The sequence below is a fragment of the Lysinibacillus contaminans genome (genome assembly GCF_001278945.1).
In the GTDB taxonomy this organism is placed as follows: domain Bacteria; phylum Bacillota; class Bacilli; order Bacillales_A; family Planococcaceae; genus Lysinibacillus; species Lysinibacillus contaminans.
The window spans coordinates 12,013-32,940 of the sequence record NZ_LGRV01000009.1 but is presented as its reverse complement, the minus strand read 5'-3'; the positions used below and the strand labels follow the sequence as shown (position 1 = coordinate 32,940).

Sequence of the window (20,928 nt, the reverse complement as noted above, 5' to 3'; positions counted from 1 at the left end):
TCGCATACTATTATCCTTTTTGCACAAGCTAAAAGTCGACAGCAGTAAAAGGAGTTGATATATGTATGGAAAGTTTTTTTCATGCGAATTTTTGGGAAATGATCCTTCGAACGACGCTTTCCTTCTTCGCACTACTAATTTTGTGCCGCTTACTTGGTAAAAAACAGCTCGGCCAACTTACCTTTTTCCATTACATTACGGGTATTACATTTGGATCTATCGCATCTGAGATTGCCTCACAGGCCGAAACACCTTTTTTAGATGGTCTCATTTCCGTTATTTGGTGGAGTGTTTTAACTTATCTTATGACTGTCATCACCATCAAATCAAAAAAAGCGCGTGTACTTATTGATGATAAGCCGACCATTGTCATCCAAAATGGCTTATTACTCGAATCTGCTTTGAAAAAATCCCGCCTTCATATGGATGAGCTAACAATGTTACTTCGAGAACAATCCATTTTTTCTGTACAAGACGTGCAATACGCACTTTTTGAAACAAACGGCAAGCTAAGTGTACTTTCAAAAAAGGCTGAGCAAGCTGCAACAAAACAAGATGTAAAGGCCGATATTACGCCAGCAACTTATATACCCACAGAAGTGGTTTCAGATGGCCAGCTCATCTATGAAAATTTAGTGGAACTTGATTTAACAGAGGACTGGCTCATGAAAAAGTTAAAAAAACAAAATATCCATACTGTGACAGATGTCTATTTTGCACAAGTTCAATCAAACGGTTCATTATATATCAGCCTAAAAGACAAAGCGAGACAAGCCCATCCCTAATAGCTTGTCCCGTTTTTTTTATGTTAATCTACCTTCATAATATCAATCGGCGTTATCATACCAATTAACTTTTCCTGCGGTTTCCCATGCTCAGTAATTAACAACGCCTCAAAACGACGACCTCGTTCCACCCCTTGTTTAAAAATCTCTTCCGCCTCGTATATCGTTATGTATCTACTAATAAATTTGTAATTCACTTTATTTTTTTCATGCAATAAAATATCATGCATAGTCGGAATATGTTTTGGTAACTGATTTCCAGCCATCGTTGTCGCAAGCCAGTTTGTAATGCCCACCGTCGTTACAAGTCCTTTAAATTGGTTGTTACTATACACAGGAAACTGCGTATATCTGCGAGATCGAATAACCTTCAGTACATACTTTAAGGAATCCTTCTCTTGGAAAACATACACTTTTTTACGAAACATCTGCCCAACAAGTGTCGGCTTCGCAAGCGTAGAATCCATTAATTCAATTTTTTCCACAACATCTACATGTGGCTCAGCGATAACATATTCCATCGATGTTCGATGATGGACAATCGCATTACGTAAATCCGCATATGAACGTAAATCGTCCTCGTATTTGCGCACTAATACATCCTTTTTCTTCGCCTGATCTACGAGTCGATAAAATGGCAGAAAATCCTTCGCTCCAATAATATCTCGTAACCGATGATCAATTCGATTAAACGCTGTGAGAAAACGATCAGAATTTTGTGTAGCCAATCGCAACACCTACTCCCCTCTTAAACTACTTACTTTTCAGAGTTATTAGACAAATTCCGAGCTATAGCTACATTATATTCTTTAGTGATGAATATTCCAAGAAAAGTTAGTGCACTGATTTCATATAGTCGAATTCTATCTTGAAATGTAAAAGACAATAAAAAACCATTATCAATCAATTAGAGACAAGCTTTATATAATGAGACAAGGCGAAGGTACATATATTAAAGAGTTAAATCCAAATACCTTAACATCGGATACTCTACATTGTGCATTATTGGCCCAAGTAGACATTCAAAGCATACAGTACGAAAAACCCTTGAAGGTGGAACTACTGCTGTATAACCCACTTAAATTATGATGAAGAGCTTTTGCACGTACTTAATCATCCTATACATCTTTTGCTCAATTTTCCCATTGGTCATCTGACGACCTGTTGATTATTATTCAGAATTTTCGTACATTAGTAATAACTGATTTACTAGATGGGGGGAAACGATTATGAAAGTCTCACTTTTTGCCACATGTCTTGTGGATTTATTTCATAGTAGTTACGGGAAAGCTACGGTCGAGTTACTAGAAAGGCTCGGTTGTGATGTCGACTTTCCAGATGGCCAAATTTGCTGTGGGCAGCCTGCCTATAATAGCGGCTATGTAAAAGGTTCCAAGGAAGCAATGAAACATATCATTCGCACATTCGAGCATTCTGAGTATGTTGTCAGCCCTTCAGGATCATGTGCATATATGCTACATGAATATGCAACTATTTTTAAAGAGGATACGATTTGGGGACCAAAAGCACAGGCCCTTGCCGATAAAACATATGAATTAACATCATTTATCGTCGATGTGCTCGATGTAGTTGATGTTGGCGCCAAGTTTGAAGGTACCGTAACTTACCACCCCTCTTGTCATATGACTCGGTTACTTGGTGTAAAAGATGCACCACGCAAACTTCTTGAAAATGTGAAGGGTTTAACTCTTGTAGACTTACCACTAAGCCATAATTGTTGTGGGTTCGGGGGAACATTTTCCGTGAAGATGGGCAAAATTTCCGAGCAAATGGTAGATGAGAAGGTTGCTAGTACCGTTGCAACTGGCGCACAGTATTTAATCGGCGCCGATGCTGGTTGCATTATGAATATCGGTGGGCGTTTAACACGGCAAGGTCTGCCTATTCAAACATTGCATATTGCTGAAGTGCTCAACAGTCTTTAATCACAAAGGGGGATAACTAAATGTCGATGAAAATTAAAGATGAGCCCTTTAAAGATAGGCTCGATGAAAGCTTACAAAATTCCTTTATGCGTAATGCTGTATCTCAAGCACAAGGCCGCTTCCAATCACGTAAACAGCTTGCTTCAGATGAGCTTGGCAACTGGGAGGAATGGCGCTCACACGGCGAGGAAATACGCCAGCATGTCCTAGAAAACCTCGACTATTATTTACAGCAACTTAGTGACAATGTTTCGAGTCGTGGAGGGCACGTCTTTTTTGCAGCCACCGCTGAAGAAGCAACGACGTATATTAAAAATATTGCACGTGAAAAACAAGCCAAAAAAATTGTCAAAGCAAAATCCATGGTAACAGAAGAAATTAACTTAAATGCACATTTAGAAGAAATGGGCTGTACAGTCGTTGAGACAGATCTTGGTGAATATATTTTACAGGTGGATGACCACGACCCACCTTCCCATATCGTGACACCGGCGCTCCATAAAAACAAAGAGCAAATTCGTGATGTGTTCACGGAAAAGCTCGGCTATACCGCTTCTTCTGCACCTGAAGAACTTGCTCTACATGCAAGAAAGCTATTACGTGAAGATTACTTAACGGCAGACATTGGCATTACAGGTTGTAACTTTGCGGTAGCAGAAACCGGATCTATTTGCCTTGTCACAAACGAGGGCAATGCTGATTTAGTAACATCTTTACCAAAAACACAAATTACAGTAATGGGCATGGAACGTATGGTACCAACCTTTGAGGAATTGGATATTCTGGTTAGTCTCCTTACACGTAGCGCAGTAGGCCAAAAACTGACAAGCTATGTAACGGTTTTGACAGGCCCGCGTGAAGAGCTCGATGTGGATGGTCCTGAGGAATTCCATCTTGTTATTGTCGATAATGGGCGCTCAGATATTTTAGGTACTGAGTTTCAGTCAGTACTACAATGCATTCGCTGCGCTGCTTGCATTAATATTTGTCCGGTTTATCGTCATGTTGGTGGGCATGCGTACGGCTCCATTTATTCCGGACCGATTGGTGCAGTACTGTCTCCACTTCTCGGAGGCTATGATGATTTCAAGGAATTACCCTACGCTTCCACTCTTTGTGGGGCCTGTACGGAAGCTTGCCCGGTAAAAATTCCATTACATGAACTTTTACACAAGCACCGTGAAGTAATTGTAGAAAAAGAAGGCCGCGCACCGATATCTGAACAACTAGCCATGAAGGCATTCGGACTCGGTGCAGCATCCTCCATGCTCTACAAATTCGGCTCAAAAATGGCGCCAAGCATGATGAATCCATTCACACAAAATAATGCTATTTCTAAAGGACCTGGCCCACTAAAAGCATGGACCGACATTCGAGAGTTTCCAGCACCAGAAAAAGAACGATTCCGTGATTGGTTCGAAGCACGTGAAAAAGGAGGCAAGCAATGATGATTACAAATCGCGAATCCTTTTTAGCTACTATTTCACAGCGCCTCGGACGAAATGCCATACCTGCAGAAAAGCTTGAGCGTAAATGGCAATACAGTCCACAATACGAAGTTTTAAAAGATACTACACAAGATGAGCTCGTTGAAATCTTAATGGAGCAATGCAAAAATATCCACACAGATATTGCCGTCATATCTTCTGAACATTTTTCTGAAACTTTACGAGCGACCATCGAAAAGTATGGTAGTGGCTCTATTATGCAATGGGCAGACGAACGGTTACAGACGTTACACGTTAGTGAAACAATTGAACAACTCGACAATACAACGCTTCACACATGGAACCCTGCTATTCACCAAGACAATATCACCATCGTTGAACAAGCAAATATCGGTATTACTTATAGTGACCTCACATTAGCAGAATCCGGTACGGTTGTCTTATTATCCGCAGCACATAAAGGACGTACTGTTTCTTTTTTACCGACGAATTCTATTATTGTCATTCCAAAAAGTACAATCGTGCCACGTCTTACACAAGCCGCACAATTTTTACGTGAGCAAGATCATACGCCGTCCTGCATTAATTTTATTACAGGACCAAGTAACTCCGCTGACATTGAGATGAATCTCGTTGTCGGAGTGCACGGCCCAGTACGCGTTACCTATATTGTAATTGAAGACATATAAAAAGACGGAGCAGCTTTCTCTTGCTCCGTCTTTATATTTTCGCCATCGCTGCATTTTTTTTCATTGCATAAATACCTATGACGATAAAAATAAGCAGCAATACGACAGTCAAAGCCATGCTCCACCAATAATCAGGCATCTCCATCGTTCCTCGAATAAGTTGAACACCATACACAGGTAGTTTCCACGGAGATACCGTCCAAAATACCCCCACAATTGCATCTACAATTTGTCCACCAAAAATAATAATGAAAGCACCAGCAGTTGCTACGCCAGTTTTAAAGGCTGCACTCATTAGTAACGTTATCGCACTCACAAATAATAACCATACGAAATACGTTGCAAAAGCAGCTAAAAGCATTGTCACTTCAAACTTTCCATATAATATAAATGTATAGTAGACGCTTGCTGTAAAGCCTGCTGCAATACTGACTAGTCCAACTGCACTCATCACAACATACTTACTCATAAAATATGATGCAAACGAAATTGGGCGTATATATAACAACGTCGCCATACCATTTGCACGTTCCTTACTAATCGACCCTACAAAAGATGCTATTAATACGAGTAAACCAATCAATTGAAATTGCCCAATCGAAGCTTGTAACAAATCTGCTGGCACGAGATTCGGCATCGTTATATCAAAACCCTCTGGTAAATTACCAACAGCATTCAAAATATCCATCATATAATAGTTTGTTAATGGGTCACTCATTCCAAACAATGCAAAAACAAGTGGAATCCATAGAAATTTCCAGCTTCGCCATGCCTCACGAAATTCCTTCTGAAGAAGTACGTTAAATTCACTCATGCCCTTTTCGCCACCTTCATAAAAATTTCTTCAAGTGAAGCTGTTTTACGTTCTACTTTGCGTACCGTATATGGTGACGCACTAAGTCGCTCTAAAAGTTGTTGCATGTTTGAATTTTTCTCATGAATTTCTACGTGTACATAACAGCCAGCTGCTTTTGTATATTTCTCTGACTGGTCAGCAAACAGCCTCGCCTCCTCTTCAGAGCCAAATTCAACTACGTACATCGGCTCATCAAAGCGCTGTCGTACCTCACGTAAAGTTCCCTGCTCGACCAACTTGCCATCACGTAAAAACAAGAGCTGGTCGGTCATTTCCTCTGCATCATTTAAAATATGTGTGGAATATAAAATTGTCGTTTCTTGCTGTAAACCTTTCAGCAAATCTAGCACTTCTCTTCGTCCCACCGGATCCAGCGCCGATACTGGTTCATCTAGTAATAGTAATTTGGGCTTATGCACTATTGCCTGGGAAATACCAAGACGTTGCTTCATACCTCCTGAAAAGGTAGCTATTTTTTTATGTAGTGCATCTTCTAAACCTACAAATTCTAGCATTTTTTGTGCCTCTAGTCGCGCCTTTTTTGCAGGTACACCACTCAATCTTGCAGCCATTTCCACAAACTCCAGTGCACTTAACCACGGCTGAAATTGTGGATATTGTGGTAAAAAGCCAATCATCGCTCGTAAATCACCACCTGACATCTTCACACTACCCGTCGTTGGTTTTAACAAGCCAGTTAGCATCGACAATGTTGTCGTTTTACCAGCCCCATTCGGTCCAATAAGTGCTGTTGAAGTATGTTCATCAAGTTTAAAATCCAATGCATCTACAACAATTTTTTCCGCATACCGTTTTGTCAGTCCTGTTACTTCTAGCAAAGTTGTCATGATTGTTTTCTCCCAACGATGAAATAGGCAATTGGCCCAAACAAACTAACAAATAAAATGATAAATACCCACAAAATCTTCGGGCCGTTTGTTGCATGAATTTTACGTAAATCAACTAACGCCACAATCACTAAAATAAATTGGACAACAAGTAACGGCGCAATGACTGCCCATGGAACCGCCGATAATTCTTCCATCATACAAAACACCTCGCTCTTTGTTATAATTTAACTATAACAGAATTTGTTCTAACATGTATAGAACAAATGTCTTTTTATTCAAAAAAAATACGACAGCTAGAACAAAACGTTCTAACTGTCGTATTTTAGGCTTATCACCCAAAATCAGCGATTATATTTAATTGAAGAGACTACTAATTTTAGATTGCTCGTTGATTGGAGTGGAGGCTAGACGAGTAAAGCGGCTTATCAGACGCCCTCGGAAAGCGCCTAACCAGAACAAAAATCAAACCCAATTTATGTTGATGAAACGCATTCTACTCATTTATACAATTCCCGCAAAGCAACAGCCATATTCGGACGGATTGTCACTTGTGGACGAACTTCTTTCACAGCTGACTCCGCTTCCTCTAGAGAAGCCGCTAAGCCCAGCTCCATTAACACCGCAGTAGCTGCAACACCAGCACGACCTCCACCACTACCGCAATGGAAGTACACTTTTTTCCCAGCATGATACGCAGCTGTAATTTCTTTCGTCACAGTATCAATTGATGCCGCCACTGCTTGCTCCTCTTCTACAATAGGAAGATGCTTGTACATATAGCCGATTGCTTCCTGTTCCTCATCAGTTAAACCATTCACGCGCACATCAATAACCATGTCCACTGCTTCATTGTCAAAAGCCGCTTCCGCATCCTTGGCACCGCCAAAATACAGTCGATCTTTCACTAACACATCATAGTTTTTCTCCACCATATGCACGCTCCGAACTATTATTTCAATAAATGTTTAATATCCTCGTAGTATGGAAGTGCCGTTAATGCACCTGCTTTTGTTGCTGCCATAGCACCTAACTTGTTGCCAAAACTAACACATCGCACTAGCTCATCTTTTGTCGTCGGTAAGCCATTGTAATGCACATCACGTAACACGCCTGCCATGAAGGCATCCCCAGCACCTGTTGTATCAACTGGCACTACTTGTACTGTCGGTACATGTACTACTTCACCGTTTAAAACTGCATAGGTACCGTCTTTACCAACTGTCACTAGAATAATGGGGACTAAATAGCTGTCTAATTTCTCAATTCCCTCTTCTATTGAAGTCGCTTCTGTTAAGAAAAATAATTCTTCATCCGTTACTTTTAAGATATCAACATCCTCAAAGAAAGATACGATTGTTTCTCGGCAGACTTCTTCACTGCTCCAGCGTAATGGGCGAATATTGGCATCCATTGCAATAATAGCACCCTTCTCCTTCGCCATTTCAACAGCAGCTCGCGTTGTTTCTAGGGCAGTCGGATGGAACATTGTGCCTGAGCACACATTTAAGAGGGAAGCTTGTTTAAACGCCGCTTCGTTTAATTGCGTAGCTTGTACTTGTAAATCTGGTGTCTCGTCGACATAATCTTTAAAAATGCGCTCACACGCCTCTGTTAAATGTACATATACGCCACTTACTCGTTTTGCAGGATCTAATACAGCATAATCCATATTCACGCCTTCTTTAGCGAGTTCATCACGTACAAATTGAGACGTTTCGTCGTCTCCTGTTATTGTAATCAGTGCAGATGGAGCACCGATACGGCTAATGCCAGCAGCTACGTTCACTGTTGCGCCACCCATAAATTTAGTAAAAGATGTGTTAGTCACATCATCTGCGATATAGTCAATAAAGGCATCTCCATAAACTAATATCAAATCTTTATCTTTCTGTGTCATTGTAGTCCCTCCGAAAGTCTGTTCAACTCTAGATTAACATGAAAATTCACTACATATCAAATTCGTACTAGTGGAATTGATATCTACGACATTCATCAGAGGCGTTAACACTATGTAATTGCATTAGTACGTAAGATAAAAAATGTTAAATTTACAACTTTCTGAAATTTAACGATTACTAATGTAACTGTCTTATTTCTGCTATACTTTCCTATAGAAAGGTAGGGATTTTGATTATGAGTATTACAATTCGACAAGCACAACCACAAGATGCCCAGGCCGTCGTGCCATTAATTATCGATGCGATTGGTGATATCGCCAATCGTTTAACAGGTGAACAAGAACCTGAAGCTATTGAACGTGAACTTGCGGTCCTTTTCAAACGTGAGGATAACCGTCATTCTTATTTAAATACATTCGTTGCCGTGGAGGACGAAAAAATAGCAGGTATTCTCGTTTACTATAATGGCGAACAAGCTATAGAAATGGACGCTAATTTAGTGAATTGGCTTGCCGCTAAAAATGCACCAAACATCATCATCGACAAAGAAGCACACGAAGATGAATACTACGTCGATACTATTTGCGTTGTCCCTGAGGCTCGTGGAAAGGGTATCGGTACATTGTTATTACAATTTGCGATTGACCAAACAAAAAAACGAGGCTTTAACAAATTATCGTTAAATGTCGAAACAAAAAAGGAACAAGCGATTCGCCTTTATGAACGTACAGGCTTTGTCATTACAGAACCCTGGTCGATTATAGACGAACCGTTTCATCATATGGTGAAAAAGATTTAGGATGTGAACAATAGATTATGAAAACCAATTTACTTTACCCTCTACTGATTGTCATTGCTTCTAGTAGTTACGGAATTTTATCGACGATTGTCAAAGTTGCGATGTTACACGGCTTTACGTCAGCAGAGGCGATATCGAGTCAATATATTATTGGCTTTATGTTGATTGCGACGATTTTTGTCGTGACACAAAGACAATTACCGAAGCTTTCTAAAAAGGGGCTACTTTTATTAACCTGTGCAGGTATTTTTACCGGCATTACAGGTATTGTCTACGGAGAGTCATTACGCTATTTACCAGCTTCTCTTGCTGTAGTAATGTTATTCCAATTTACATGGATCGGCTTATTTATAGATTGTATACTGCATAAACGTCTACCAAGTAGACCCGAAGTACTTTCACTAATTATTTTATTCGCCGGAACAATTTTAGCTGCAGGTGTACTTGATGTCGATTTAAGCGGCATTCCATGGCAAGGATGGGCATTTGGTTTAGCGGCTGCATTTAGCTTCGCCTGCTTCATCCAGTTCAATTCTCGCCATGTTGAAGGCGTTACAACAACATCGCGTGTGCTGATTATGTCTTTTGTCGCCCTAGTTGTGATAAGCATTTTCCTTAATCCTGAAATTATATGGAATGGTACATTATTTAGTGAAGGCTTATGGAAATATGGACTAGCACTTGGCCTACTCGGTATTATTTTACCGATTTATTTATTTTCAATCGCGGTACCAAAAGTTGGTGGTGCGTTAGCTTCAATTTTAAGTGCAATGGAGTTACCCGTTGCAGTGACAGTTTCAGTTATCGTTCTACATGAACCACTAACAATGGTACAAGTTGCCGGCATCATTCTTGTCATACTAGGCATGATGCTTCCGACTTTACTTGCCCAAAGGCGTCAAAAAATATAAGAATTACGAAACTCCTTATGAATGGAAACAATCCATTATAAGGAGTTTTTTTTACTTTCGAACGATTTCCATTGATATCCATTATTTACTTCGTTTATGATAGTATTAATGTTTGAATTTTTTAATTATTCTAACATTAATGGATGGCGTATTTATTATACTTTAATATGTATGCTGCTCACGATAAAGGAAGGGGAAGATGATTATGAAGAAAACACGTATTTTCGGCCTTTTACTTGTCTTTATGGTTATGATTTTAGCGGCTTGTAGTAGTGATGACAACAAGGATTCTACAAGTAATGCAGATGATGGCGATAAAACGAAAGTAGATGCTGAAGTGGCACCATCAGGAAAACTTGTGATTTACACAGGGCGTGATGAAGAAATGGTGCAAGGCGTAATCGATCAGTTTAATGAGAAGTACCCGGACATTGAAGTGGATTTTTTAACAATGGGCGCACAGCAAATCTTAGAACGTCTACGTGGTGAGAAAGCAAACCCTCAAGCAGATTTTTGGTGGGGTGGCACACAATCCGCTCTTATTGTAGGAGCGAATGAAGATTTACTGCATGGATGGGATCCTAGCTTTACTAGTGCAATTGATGCGACTCATAAAGACGCTGAAGGCCGTTGGTTTGGTGAAATGCTATTACCGGAAGTTATTATGATTAACAGCGACACATTAACAAAAGAAACAGGACCACAAGATTGGGATGAGTTATTAGATCCTAAGTGGAAAGATCAAATTTTAATTCGTGGCGTACTAGCCTCTGGCACAATGCGTACAATTTATTCATCCATGATTGTTCGTCAAGATGCCGATACACCTGAAAAAGGCTATGACTGGTTATTAAAGCTAGATGCTAATACGAAAGAATATACACAAGACCCTAATGCACTCTATTTAAAACTAACGCGTCAAGAAGGCAGTGTTTCTCTATGGAACCTTCAAGACATTTTGTTAAAGAAACATACAACAGACTACCCATTTGATTACATCTATCCAAAGAGCGGTGCTCCAATTTTAGTGGATGGTGTCGGTGTTGTAAACAATGCCAAAAACTTAGAAAATGCAAAGCTATTTGTAGAATTTATATTTGAAAAAGAGATGGTTACTAAATTAGCGAATGACTATTACCAAATCCCAACACGTTCAGATATCGATAAGGCTACAATGCCTGAATGGTATAAGGAGTTAGATTTAAAAACGTTTGATATTGACTGGGAACTTATGTCTGAAAAAGAAGCTGAGTGGATGGAGTACTGGGATACAAATGTAAAAGGTCGAGGTAAATGATAATTGTATAATTAGCGTTCTTACAACCTCGAGTGATTTTTTTACTCGAGGTTTCCTATACAACTAGGCATCATCAAGGAAGGAGCATTTCATATGAAAAGTGTCAAAATCGAAAATGTTTCTAAGCAATTTGGGCAAGTGCATGGTGTAAAAGATTTAAATTTGGATATTAAAGCCGGCGAATTTTTTACTTTCCTTGGCCCAAGTGGCTGTGGGAAAACAACAACGCTACGTATGATTGCTGGTTTTTATTACCCCAGCGAAGGGAAAATTCACTTTGATGACCGTGACGTGACCTTGCTCCAGCCAAATAGACGCAATATCGGGATGGTGTTTCAAAATTACGCCCTCTTTCCACATATGACTGTAGACGAAAATATCGCCTTCGGTTTACAAGTACGAAAGCTTCCTAAATCCGAAATAAAACAAAAAGTCGATCGTATTCGAGGGCTTGTGCATTTGACACAATACGGAAGTCGTAAAATCAATGAGCTATCAGGTGGTCAACAGCAGCGTGTGGCTTTAGCACGAGCACTTGTTATTGAGCCAGATATTTTATTACTCGACGAACCTCTCTCTAATCTAGATGCTAAATTACGTGAAGAAACGCGTATTGAAATTAAGCGTATTCAATCAGAGCTTGGTGTTACAACAATTTATGTGACACACGATCAAATGGAGGCTATGGCCATGTCCGACCGTATAATGGTCATGGAAAATGGATACGTCAAACAAATAGGCACACCCCAAGAAATTTATAATCGACCTGTAAATCGCTTTGTCGCTGATTTTATCGGGGAAACGAATCTAATTGAAGCGACTATAGAATCCATTGTTGACGACGTAATTAGTGCCAAAACAATAAATGGCATCGTATTTACTGGGCAAAAACATAATAGCTCTCCTGCACTATCGCATATGATTGGTGACATAGTATTTATTTCCATTCGTCCTGAGTCCATTAACCAAGGCACTGGTGATAATACACTTACGGGAAAAATTTCATTTGTCGAATTTACGGGAGTAAGTGTGAACTACATCGTAGATTTTGTAGATTTTTTGTTGAAAGTTATGATCATCAATACGTATGGACAGTTAAAAAGTATTGGCGAAGACATCACCTTGAATATTGCCAATGAATCACTGTACTTTTTAGGAGAATAGGAGGGAACCAACATGGAAAAACCACCTGTGAATTCTTATCAAGAGAATGCCTGGACACGATTAACCCAATCAAAGTGGTTTGTTTACGTCTTAATTTCACCATTATTTTTAGTCTTGTTTGCCTATGTGGTCTTCCCTTTCTATCAAACATTTGTACAAAGTTTTTCAGGGGATGATGCGCTCTATAACTATAAAAAGTTTTTCAATCTTGCCAGTCCTGCAAATTTAGAAGCACTTTGGACTAGTATTTATATTTCTGTCATTAGTGTCATTACCTGTGCAGTCGTCGGGGTGACAATGGCATTTTTATTAGAACGATATGATTTTCCTGGTAGACGTATACTTACTATTTTAGTGTTGGTGCCAATGGCTCTTCCACCTCTTGTAGGGGTATTATCTTTTACATTTTTATACGGGGAAAGTGGTATTTTCCCACGTGCTATTCAGCATCTATTTGGACTGGACCAAGTACCTTTTTCACTGAAAGGTATATGGGGGGTCGTCGTCGTACATACATTCACCATGTACACATACTTCTACTTAACCGCTTCCGCTGCCATTAAAGGTCTTGACCCCTCTTTAGAAGAAGCCGCTACCAGCTTAGGTGCAGGGCGTATTCGCGTATGGACAAAGGTGATTTTACCCATGCTGACCCCCTCTATTATTGCTGCAGCTCTACTTGTATTTATGGTATCGATGGCATCTTACACAGCGCCATTGATGTTTGGTGTGGAGCGTACGATGACAATGCAAATATACTTATCGCGTACCAATGGGAATTTAGAGATGGCGGCGACACAGTCGATGATTTTATCCTTTGTCTCTATCTCATTTTTAATCATTATGCGTTGGTATCAAAATCGCCGCAATTACCAAAATTTGAGCAAAGGTGTTAGCGTTCATCGCTCTGAAGTATCTTCAAAATGGATGAAAATTGTCGCAACAGTTGCCTCTTTCATCAGCACATTAATCTTAATTTTACCGATATTAGTGCTCATATTAATTTCGTTTTCGGTCGATGGCGCTTGGAAAACACAAATTCTTCCTACCGACTATACACTTGACCATTATATTGCACTGTTTACGGATGAACGAACATGGCGGCCAATTTGGAATTCTATTCAAATGGGGGTTGTCGCTACGTTCGGCAACATTATTTTCGGGGTCGCAGCGGCTTATGCAATGGTACGCTTGAATTTCAAAGGTAAAACATTACTCGATATTTTAATCATGGTGCCTTGGGCGTTACCAGGGACTGTTGTAGCAGTAAATTTAATCGCTGCCTTCAGTACTGAGAATATTTTCGCTTTCAATCAAGTATTAATCGGCACATTCTGGATTTTACCGTTAGCTTACTTTATTAGACATTTACCGCTTATTTTCCGTTCTACCTCAGCATCACTTGTGCAACTAGATCAATCAATTGAAGAAGCATCGCGGAGCTTAGGCGCTTCTTGGTGGTATACATTCAGACGTATTGTTATACCACTGACGTTTACAGGGATTTTAGCAGGTACACTATTAGCACTTGTCCAAAGTTTAGGTGAATTCGTCGCGTCGATTCTTATTTATAGTACTTCTACCATTCCACTATCTGTAGCAATATTTCAAAAATTATATGCATTTAAATTTGGAACAGCCTGTGCCTATGGCGTATTACAAATTTGTTTAATATTAATCGTACTTATTATTTCTGAAAAGTTATCAAAAGGCAGTGCTGGTTCGGCCATTTAGCTGTCAATCTATAGGAGGAAAGTATATGTTTGAAGATTTCCGCAACAAGACTCAACAAGAAGATGGAATGATTTTCCCTTCTAATATTTATCGAAAGGTTGTTTTACAGCCGGCCTATGATGAAGCAAAGAAAAATTTTTTAACGATCATGCTACAAATTAATATCGCTCATTTGAAAATGTTGGAAGAACAAGGTCTTGTAAAAAAAGAGGAAGCCACTCAAATCGGCGTAGCACTAAAAAAACTAGATTTAAACTATTACCGTATACAAGATTATAGCCCGCAATATGAGGATTTGTTTTTCCGTATAGAAAATAAATTAATAGAGCTTGCTGGAGATGTTGCTGGAAATCTTCACATTGGTAGAAGCCGTAATGATATGGGGATCGCCATTTATCGTATGACTTTGCGAAAAAAATTACTAGAGCTCATGCGCGAGTTACTTACACTACGAGATGATTTAATAGCCGCTGCCGAGGAGCACGTCGATACCATTATGATTGGCTATACACATACACAGCAGGCTCAACCCACAACCTTTGCACATTATTTAAAAGCCGTGATAGATCAAATTGACCGTGACTTTGAACGTATGCAGCATGTCTACAAAACCGTTAACAGAAGTAGTATGGGGGCAGCAGCCTTGACGACAACTGGCTTTAACATTAGTCGTGAGCGTATGCGAGATTTACTTGCCTTTGACGATATTATTGAAAACGCTTGGGATGCTGTTGCAGGTGCTGATTATATCGCTGAAGCAGCAAGTACAGTGCAGCTTGCCGCATTAAATCTTGGTCGTACATCACAGGATTTCTTATTGTGGGCGACACAAGAATTCAATGCTTTTATTTTAGCGAGTCCATACGTGCAAATTAGTTCCATCATGCCGCAAAAACGTAATCCTGTTTCCATTGAACATACGCGTTCATTGCTATCATCAGTTGTCGGTGACGCGAGCACAGTACTACAAATGGTACATAACACACCATTTGGCGACATCGTAGACACAGAGGACGATATGCAGCCCTATTTATGGCGTGCCATCGATCGATTAATTGGTATTTACAAATTATTTGGCTCGCTCGTTGTAACAATGGATGTGAACAAGAAAAAATTGCTAGATCGTGCTGAAAACAGCTTTGCTAATGTAACTGAACTTGCCGATACATTGGTACGTTCAGAAGGGATTTCATTTCGCCAATCGCATAACATTGTGAGTAAATGTATCAAAGTATTGCTTGCACATGGTGAGGAATCCCTCGCAAGCCTTACATGGGGCCTAGCTAATACACAGGCCAAAATTGTTACTGGCAAAGCATTAGTAATTTCTGAAGATGATTTCTATAATGCATTAAAACCAGAGTTTTTCGTCAGTGTCCGAACATTACTTGGTGGCCCTTCACCTTTAACCATGCAGGCATCTCTTGATCGAGCTAAAGAGAACGCAAAGCACTTTTATGAATGGATCAACCAAAAAGAATCCTCTATTGTAAATGCTGAAAAACAACTTACATCTTTTATGGAGGAATGGAATCAATGACAAAATGGCTACTGATCATTGATGGTGGCGCAACGAAAACTGCATGTGCAGTCGTACATGCAGACTCTGGTGAAATACAATTTATAAAAACGGCTAGTGGATCGAACTACCAAGCAATTGGCGTAGAGAATGCGCTAGAGATTTTGCAAGCACTGTTAACACACGTTCGCGGATTCTTACAACAACAAACTACACAAAAAATATCAGTTGCGACGTTTGCTATGGCCGGGATCGACTCATTGAGGGATCGTGACATCGTAACAACGATTGTCAATCAGGCAATCACTACACAGCAGCTAGACATTGACACACTCATTATAGAAAATGATGCAGAAGCAACATTATACGGCGTCACTGCCGGACAAGCTGGCGCACTCCTTATTGCTGGAACTGGTGCAATTGCTTATGCGAGTGATGGTAAGCAGAACATCGTACGTGCTGGGGGCTGGGGGCATCGTGCAGGAGACGAGGGTAGTGGTTACTGGCTAGGACAGGAAGTCGTACGGGCAATTTTTAAAATGGAAGATGGACGTGGTGAACCGACACTATTAAAAAATGCCGTATTCAATTATTTACGTATTCAACATGCGACAGAGCTAGCTACATGGCTGTTCCGCCCTTCTTATACAAATGCACAACTTGCAAAAATGGGAGCATTTTTAGCAGAAGCTACCGCCAAAAATGACACCTGTGCTATTCAAATTTCCACAAGAGCGGCTCATGAATTAGTTTTACTTGCCTGTGCAGTCTTAAAGCAAATTAATTATAGTGGTGAAGTATTTACGCTGTACTGCAATGGAGGTGCCATCAAGCATAATCCATTCATTCTCCATACATTCACAAAAGAGATGACATCCATGTATCCGAAAATCCGCATTTCTTTATGCCAGCAAGCCCCGATTGAATATATTATTAAACGAACAAAAATGGAGGCATCTCAAAACTCTTGAGATACCTCCTCTTTCTATGAAAAAAGCGAAACTGACAGCGCATTATACTATTTACAGTACAATCCTAGTTATCGTTATTTTAGCGCCATCTTTTTAAGTTCGTTCGTCGTGAAATATAAATAGTCATCTTTCACATATAAATCTTTCGTGTCTTCTCGATTTAAAGTTTCCTCACCGCTTCCATCTGGACGGATTTTCGCCAAATAGGCTCCGCGCGAGTAATTACTGAAATAAATCCAGCCGTTAGCATACACAATGTACTGTGCACGTGAATCTGTCAAACGCTCGGACTTACCTGTGTCCATATCGAGTACATACAACTTCTCATTATCTGCATCATTACTATAAAATAACTGCTTCCCAACCTGTGCTGGAAAATCAACATTATGATAATAGTTAAATTTTGTGCTTGTCGCTTTTGGATAATCTGAGGCAATCCATGAATGGTCTTTAGCCATAGTACGATCATCTACTAAAAAGTACTGATATCGCACTGCTCCTTTACGATCTGGCACTGGGTCATTCCATGTCGTATCTAAGTGATACCACTGACCACCTAGCTTCACTAAATTCCATGCATGTCCAATTTCACCAACATAGCCGACAATATACTGTGTCTCAATACCAAGCTTTTGTAGCATCGAATGCGCAAGTAATGCATAGCCCTGACAAACGCCACCACGTTCTGCTAGCACTGTATAAGCACTATGTGGACTTGATTTGGTATCACTTGTATAGGCTGTATGTGACACTATATAGTCGTTAACTGCCTTCACTTTTTCTACGTCTGACATCGAACTCTCCGCAATGGATTCTAAAATATCTTGCACATTCATTTCCACGTATGCTGCCTGTTCTGGTGTCATTAAATAGCTTTGTTCTCCGTAAATCGTCGCTGTTATTTTATTATATTCATACCGAATCGCATGCTGACTAATATGACCATATACATAACCATCACGCTTAATTGCCTCTTCATACGCTTCTTCAATAATTTTCTCTATGCGTTTGGTGCTACCGTTATACTGAATTTCGAACGTAGGTGAAAAACTACTAAAGTATGAATACATCGCATCCGCTAACTCTTTTTCATTCGTCACAGTAATCTTTGCAACCGGTGCTTCTACAGGAGCATTAGGAACAGCCAATTGTGCAACGGCATCTTTACTTTCTGACAGAGTTGCGGTTTCAATCGAGGTATCCTCTGAAAAAGAAGCTGTTACTTCAGCAATTTTTTCTTTTGTAGCTGTTAATACAGTAGCCACTTCTTCGCGATCTGTCCAATCCATAATCTGTTGAACAGTCGTTTTACCAAAAGAATAAATCGGTTCGATAAAAATAACAATAATGAATATTAGTGCTAGTCTTTTCCACAAACCCCTCACCCCCACAAACATTTCCCATATATCTAGGCTGCCCTGCCCTCTAAGGACATTCTAACTCTCCCCTTCATTATATACAAAAAAAGCACAAAGAAATCCATTGGAAGCTCCTTTGTGCTCGGAAATCTTTATGAAATTTTATGAATCGATTTGCCATAAAGTATTCAATAATTACCGTTATTTCTTTTGTGTTGTACTTGTTAGTGCCGGTACATCAATTTTAATTTTTTGTTCTTTCGAACCAACTTTATAGACTAAATTATTTTCAGTTATCGTTAAATCCGTTACTGCTTTTTTCACTAGCACCTCTGTTTTTAACGTTTTAATATTCATTTTAGTTAAGTAACCACTATTGCTGAAATCACTGTAGTAAATTGCATCACCAGCGCCGACAATATAAAGCACACGTGTATCTGCTAGTTTCGTTTTTTTGGCAGTCCCTAAATCTAGCTTATATAATTTATTATTATCCGCTTTATTACTAAAATATAGCGAATTATTCATTTGTTGCGCGTAATGAACATTTTGCATATAGCTGTAGATTGTGCTCGTTGCAGCCGGATAATCTGAGGTTACCCATGTATGGTCTTTTTTCAGTTGTGCATCTGTCACTAAGAAATAATCGTACGAAGATGTACCTGTACGGTTTGGTAGTGGGTCATTCCAAGTCGTATCAAGATGATACCATTTGCCGTCCACCTTCACTAAATTCCATGTATGATCCTCATTCCCATTGACAACACCTACAACATATTGCACTTCCACACCAATCTGATCGAGCATTTTATAAGTTAATAAGGCATAGCCCTGACATACTGCTTGTCCTTCCATTAACAATGCATGAGCACTATGAGGACTCGATTTTGTACTTTCCCCATATTTTGCATTTGAAACAATATAATCATTCACAGCCTTCACTTTTTGAAATGTCGTCATTGAAGGGGTAATGATGTTCGCTAATACCTGGTCTACTTTCTTTTGTACAGTCACTTCTTGTGTTTTAGTCGTTAAATATTTTATTTTGAATTTAATATCACCTGCTGAATCAGTCGAAATAGATGTACTCTCTATATGCCCGCCCGCATACACTGCCTGTTTCTGTGCCTTGTCAAAAGCTGCTAGTACATTATCATTAAAGTTAGTCATTGAACCTTTGTAGGATAAGTTAATGTCTGTCTCAAATGCATTCATTTGTTTTTCTATCTCTTTTACTACTTGATCCCATGTTGTAATTGTTGAGTTAGCTACTACATTATAAGTAACTTTTGATGCGCCTTCCTTTTCAGATGCATCCTTACTCTGCGCATCTGCTACTGTTGGGCTTAACATTAATAATATTGCACTACTTAATAACCATTTTTTCATTTTTAACACTCCCTTCATTTTCCGCACTATCTTCATATATACAATTATAAAAAAATAATATCTATTAATCTATAAGGCAAGTTCACTACACAAGGTGTATATTTTAGAATTTTTAAATAATTTACAGACTTTAAGACCAGTTATCAATTTAAATCATCATAAAAAAATTATTTTTTATCTGAATTAGAGCAATAAAAAAACCCACCAATTTCAGTGAGTTTCTGTTTTTATCTATATTCATTGTCTTTAGCGACTTTTAACAACTAAATTAACAGCTTCTTGAATAACTTCATTCATTTTTTCATCGTCACCTTCTGCATTTTGCACACATTCAAGAAGATTTGTACTGACAATAACACCAACTGTACGGTCGACTGCCGAACGGACAGCCGATAATTGTGTAATGACTGCTTTACAATCCTTTTCTTCTTCCATCATTTTTAAAATACCACGAAGCTGGCCTTCCATTCGTTTGACACGATTTTTCACTTGATCTGTATATTCCATTTTCATGACTCCTTCACTGAAATAATCACCACATTCAGTTACCTTACGATCATATTTATCCTAATATATTATCATAAGGACATGGATTTAACGCTGTTTTTTCCATGGGTGTAAATAATTCGTGAGCATCTGCGCAATAATTTCCCTAGCATTGGTTACTTCATCATAATGAATCACTGAATTTTTCTTTAAACGTAGTTTACCCATTTCTACTTCAAAAATTGGACATTTTCGCTTAAGTGCTGCGACAAGCATATTTGTATCATAATCAAAATGCTCCCCCTTAACGTCCAGTAGCCATGTTAATTCCTTCATCCCGATATAACGTAAACCTGTTTGCGTATCTAATAGCTTCCGGTGAAATAATGCTTCAAAAAATAGACTAGTCGCCCAATTACCCCAATACGTAGAAAATGTACTATCCGGTGAATGGAAATCTCGTACACCTAATACAATTCCCTCAGAGAACACTTTCGTCATTGTAAGGACTAACTTCACATCTTCCAAGGTATGTTGCCCGTGTGCGCCTATTGTTATAATTCCTTGATATTTCTCCCTTTGTGTTAGCATATATGTAAAAGCGGTCTTTAACGTATGTCCTTTGCCATAGTTCTGATCATGCTGTATAACATGGCAATTCTCAAGGGTCGCCAACTCTTTAAAAATCGTATCATACTTATCATCACTACCATCATTGACGATCACAATATGTGCAATATCTAGTGTAAAAAGTTTTTGCACAAAAAGTACAAATGATTGTTGTGGATTAAAAGCTGGAATAATTGCCGCAATTTTGTTCATCACTC

General features: G+C 39.2%; 21 protein-coding genes. 11 read left to right on the top strand and 10 right to left on the bottom strand.

From position 1 onward, the window contains the following. Positions 1 to 65 precede the first annotated feature (65 nt). Entirely contained in the window at positions 66 to 785 is a 720-nt protein-coding gene (locus tag AEA09_RS19140; protein WP_082332736.1) for a DUF421 domain-containing protein, read from the top strand. A gap of 23 nt (positions 786 to 808) precedes the next feature. Here the strand turns inward: AEA09_RS19140 and AEA09_RS19135 are convergent, their stop codons facing one another. Next, positions 809 to 1,519, bottom strand: a complete 711-nt coding sequence (locus AEA09_RS19135; protein ID WP_245622917.1) for a CBS domain-containing protein — start codon at positions 1,517 to 1,519, stop codon at positions 809 to 811. Between the two features lie 495 nt (positions 1,520 to 2,014). Here AEA09_RS19135 and AEA09_RS19130 point away from each other — a divergent pair, with 495 nt between their 5' ends. The 3 genes from AEA09_RS19130 to AEA09_RS19120 are packed head-to-tail and all read left to right on the top strand — an operon-like array spanning position 2,015 to position 4,868. After that, positions 2,015 to 2,731: a (Fe-S)-binding protein gene (locus tag AEA09_RS19130; RefSeq protein WP_053585562.1), complete on the top strand. Its 717-nt coding sequence runs from the start codon at positions 2,015 to 2,017 to the stop codon at positions 2,729 to 2,731. A gap of 20 nt (positions 2,732 to 2,751) precedes the next feature. After that, positions 2,752 to 4,179 carry a LutB/LldF family L-lactate oxidation iron-sulfur protein gene (locus tag AEA09_RS19125; RefSeq protein WP_053585561.1) on the top strand — a complete coding sequence of 476 codons (1,428 nt, stop codon included), beginning with the start codon at positions 2,752 to 2,754 and terminating at the stop codon, positions 4,177 to 4,179. Beyond that, entirely contained in the window at positions 4,176 to 4,868 is a 693-nt protein-coding gene (locus tag AEA09_RS19120) for a LutC/YkgG family protein (protein WP_342667640.1), read from the top strand. The genes AEA09_RS19125 and AEA09_RS19120 overlap by 4 nt, the downstream gene beginning before the upstream one ends. A 31-nt stretch (positions 4,869 to 4,899) precedes the next feature. On the opposite strand, the gene AEA09_RS19115 is transcribed toward AEA09_RS19120, so the two are convergent. The 5 genes from AEA09_RS19115 to AEA09_RS19095 all read right to left on the bottom strand — a co-directional run bounded on the left by AEA09_RS19115 (position 4,900) and on the right by AEA09_RS19095 (position 8,472). Beyond that, a complete protein-coding gene (locus tag AEA09_RS19115) occupies positions 4,900 to 5,682 on the bottom strand; it encodes an ABC transporter permease (protein WP_053585560.1) in 783 nt (260 codons plus the stop codon). Continuing rightward, complete coding sequence (locus AEA09_RS19110; RefSeq protein WP_053585559.1) at positions 5,679 to 6,572, bottom strand: ABC transporter ATP-binding protein; 894 nt, start codon at positions 6,570 to 6,572, stop codon at positions 5,679 to 5,681. Before AEA09_RS19110 ends, AEA09_RS19115 begins: the two co-directional genes overlap by 4 nt. Continuing rightward, the gene (locus AEA09_RS19105; protein WP_053585558.1) at positions 6,569 to 6,772 is read right to left on the bottom strand and encodes a PLDc N-terminal domain-containing protein; all 204 of its coding nucleotides are present in this window, start codon (positions 6,770 to 6,772) and stop codon (positions 6,569 to 6,571) included. The genes AEA09_RS19110 and AEA09_RS19105 overlap by 4 nt, the downstream gene beginning before the upstream one ends. A gap of 300 nt (positions 6,773 to 7,072) precedes the next feature. Continuing rightward, entirely contained in the window at positions 7,073 to 7,507 is a 435-nt protein-coding gene (locus AEA09_RS19100; RefSeq protein WP_245622916.1) for a protein-tyrosine phosphatase family protein, read from the bottom strand. 17 nt (positions 7,508 to 7,524) lie between these two features. Then, positions 7,525 to 8,472, bottom strand: a complete 948-nt coding sequence (locus AEA09_RS19095; RefSeq protein ID WP_053585557.1) for a carbohydrate kinase family protein — start codon at positions 8,470 to 8,472, stop codon at positions 7,525 to 7,527. 236 nt (positions 8,473 to 8,708) lie between these two features. Between AEA09_RS19095 and AEA09_RS19090 the strand changes: the two genes are divergently transcribed. The 7 genes from AEA09_RS19090 (at position 8,709) to AEA09_RS19060 (ending at position 16,868) form a co-directional block, all read left to right on the top strand. Continuing rightward, complete coding sequence (locus AEA09_RS19090) at positions 8,709 to 9,272, top strand: GNAT family N-acetyltransferase (RefSeq protein ID WP_053585556.1); 564 nt, start codon at positions 8,709 to 8,711, stop codon at positions 9,270 to 9,272. Positions 9,273 to 9,289: 17 nt separating this feature from the next. After that, the gene (locus AEA09_RS19085) at positions 9,290 to 10,183 is read left to right on the top strand and encodes an EamA family transporter (protein ID WP_053585555.1); all 894 of its coding nucleotides are present in this window, start codon (positions 9,290 to 9,292) and stop codon (positions 10,181 to 10,183) included. Positions 10,184 to 10,388: 205 nt separating this feature from the next. Next, the gene (locus tag AEA09_RS19080) at positions 10,389 to 11,480 is read left to right on the top strand and encodes an extracellular solute-binding protein (protein ID WP_053585609.1); all 1,092 of its coding nucleotides are present in this window, start codon (positions 10,389 to 10,391) and stop codon (positions 11,478 to 11,480) included. 93 nt (positions 11,481 to 11,573) lie between these two features. Beyond that, positions 11,574 to 12,644: an ABC transporter ATP-binding protein gene (locus tag AEA09_RS19075; RefSeq protein WP_053585554.1), complete on the top strand. Its 1,071-nt coding sequence runs from the start codon at positions 11,574 to 11,576 to the stop codon at positions 12,642 to 12,644. Positions 12,645 to 12,656: 12 nt separating this feature from the next. Further along, positions 12,657 to 14,378, top strand: coding sequence for an ABC transporter permease (locus AEA09_RS19070; protein ID WP_053585553.1), 1,722 nt, complete (start codon positions 12,657 to 12,659; stop codon positions 14,376 to 14,378). 25 nt (positions 14,379 to 14,403) lie between these two features. After that, the gene (gene argH / locus AEA09_RS19065; RefSeq protein WP_053585552.1) at positions 14,404 to 15,918 is read left to right on the top strand and encodes an argininosuccinate lyase; all 1,515 of its coding nucleotides are present in this window, start codon (positions 14,404 to 14,406) and stop codon (positions 15,916 to 15,918) included. Further along, positions 15,915 to 16,868, top strand: coding sequence for an N-acetylglucosamine kinase (locus AEA09_RS19060; protein ID WP_053585551.1), 954 nt, complete (start codon positions 15,915 to 15,917; stop codon positions 16,866 to 16,868). The genes argH and AEA09_RS19060 overlap by 4 nt, the downstream gene beginning before the upstream one ends. Before the next feature lie 74 nt (positions 16,869 to 16,942). Here the strand turns inward: AEA09_RS19060 and AEA09_RS19055 are convergent, their stop codons facing one another. The 4 genes from AEA09_RS19055 to AEA09_RS19040 form a co-directional block, all read right to left on the bottom strand. Beyond that, complete coding sequence (locus AEA09_RS19055; RefSeq protein ID WP_053585550.1) at positions 16,943 to 18,244, bottom strand: transglutaminase domain-containing protein; 1,302 nt, start codon at positions 18,242 to 18,244, stop codon at positions 16,943 to 16,945. Positions 18,245 to 18,427: 183 nt separating this feature from the next. Next, positions 18,428 to 19,615: a transglutaminase domain-containing protein gene (locus AEA09_RS19050; RefSeq protein ID WP_053585549.1), complete on the bottom strand. Its 1,188-nt coding sequence runs from the start codon at positions 19,613 to 19,615 to the stop codon at positions 18,428 to 18,430. A gap of 246 nt (positions 19,616 to 19,861) precedes the next feature. Continuing rightward, positions 19,862 to 20,122 carry a metal-sensitive transcriptional regulator gene (locus AEA09_RS19045; protein ID WP_053585548.1) on the bottom strand — a complete coding sequence of 87 codons (261 nt, stop codon included), beginning with the start codon at positions 20,120 to 20,122 and terminating at the stop codon, positions 19,862 to 19,864. Between the two features lie 87 nt (positions 20,123 to 20,209). Continuing rightward, on the bottom strand, positions 20,210 to 20,923 hold the full coding sequence (locus AEA09_RS19040) for a glycosyltransferase family 2 protein (protein ID WP_053585547.1): 714 nt from the start codon (positions 20,921 to 20,923) through the stop codon (positions 20,210 to 20,212). Between the last annotated feature and the right edge of the window lie 5 nt (positions 20,924 to 20,928).

Excerpts from the sequence above, each read along its gene's own strand:
- AEA09_RS19140 (WP_082332736.1), top strand. The coding sequence starts at position 66 with ATGGAAAGTTTTTTTCATGCGAATTTTTGGGAAATGATCCTTCGAACG.
- AEA09_RS19130 (WP_053585562.1), top strand. The coding sequence starts at position 2,015 with ATGAAAGTCTCACTTTTTGCCACATGTCTTGTGGATTTATTTCATAGT.
- AEA09_RS19125 (WP_053585561.1), top strand. The coding sequence starts at position 2,752 with ATGTCGATGAAAATTAAAGATGAGCCCTTTAAAGATAGGCTCGATGAA.
- AEA09_RS19120 (WP_342667640.1), top strand. The coding sequence starts at position 4,176 with ATGATGATTACAAATCGCGAATCCTTTTTAGCTACTATTTCACAGCGC.
- AEA09_RS19115 (WP_053585560.1), bottom strand. The coding sequence starts at position 5,682 with ATGAGTGAATTTAACGTACTTCTTCAGAAGGAATTTCGTGAGGCATGG.
- AEA09_RS19110 (WP_053585559.1), bottom strand. The coding sequence starts at position 6,572 with ATGACAACTTTGCTAGAAGTAACAGGACTGACAAAACGGTATGCGGAA.
- AEA09_RS19105 (WP_053585558.1), bottom strand. The coding sequence starts at position 6,772 with ATGATGGAAGAATTATCGGCGGTTCCATGGGCAGTCATTGCGCCGTTA.
- AEA09_RS19100 (WP_245622916.1), bottom strand. The coding sequence starts at position 7,507 with ATGGTGGAGAAAAACTATGATGTGTTAGTGAAAGATCGACTGTATTTT.
- AEA09_RS19095 (WP_053585557.1), bottom strand. The coding sequence starts at position 8,472 with ATGACACAGAAAGATAAAGATTTGATATTAGTTTATGGAGATGCCTTT.
- AEA09_RS19090 (WP_053585556.1), top strand. The coding sequence starts at position 8,709 with ATGAGTATTACAATTCGACAAGCACAACCACAAGATGCCCAGGCCGTC.
- AEA09_RS19085 (WP_053585555.1), top strand. The coding sequence starts at position 9,290 with ATGAAAACCAATTTACTTTACCCTCTACTGATTGTCATTGCTTCTAGT.
- AEA09_RS19080 (WP_053585609.1), top strand. The coding sequence starts at position 10,389 with ATGAAGAAAACACGTATTTTCGGCCTTTTACTTGTCTTTATGGTTATG.
- AEA09_RS19075 (WP_053585554.1), top strand. The coding sequence starts at position 11,574 with ATGAAAAGTGTCAAAATCGAAAATGTTTCTAAGCAATTTGGGCAAGTG.
- AEA09_RS19070 (WP_053585553.1), top strand. The coding sequence starts at position 12,657 with ATGGAAAAACCACCTGTGAATTCTTATCAAGAGAATGCCTGGACACGA.
- argH (WP_053585552.1), top strand. The coding sequence starts at position 14,404 with ATGTTTGAAGATTTCCGCAACAAGACTCAACAAGAAGATGGAATGATT.
- AEA09_RS19060 (WP_053585551.1), top strand. The coding sequence starts at position 15,915 with ATGACAAAATGGCTACTGATCATTGATGGTGGCGCAACGAAAACTGCA.
- AEA09_RS19050 (WP_053585549.1), bottom strand. The coding sequence starts at position 19,615 with ATGAAAAAATGGTTATTAAGTAGTGCAATATTATTAATGTTAAGCCCA.
- AEA09_RS19045 (WP_053585548.1), bottom strand. The coding sequence starts at position 20,122 with ATGGAATATACAGATCAAGTGAAAAATCGTGTCAAACGAATGGAAGGC.
- AEA09_RS19040 (WP_053585547.1), bottom strand. The coding sequence starts at position 20,923 with ATGAACAAAATTGCGGCAATTATTCCAGCTTTTAATCCACAACAATCA.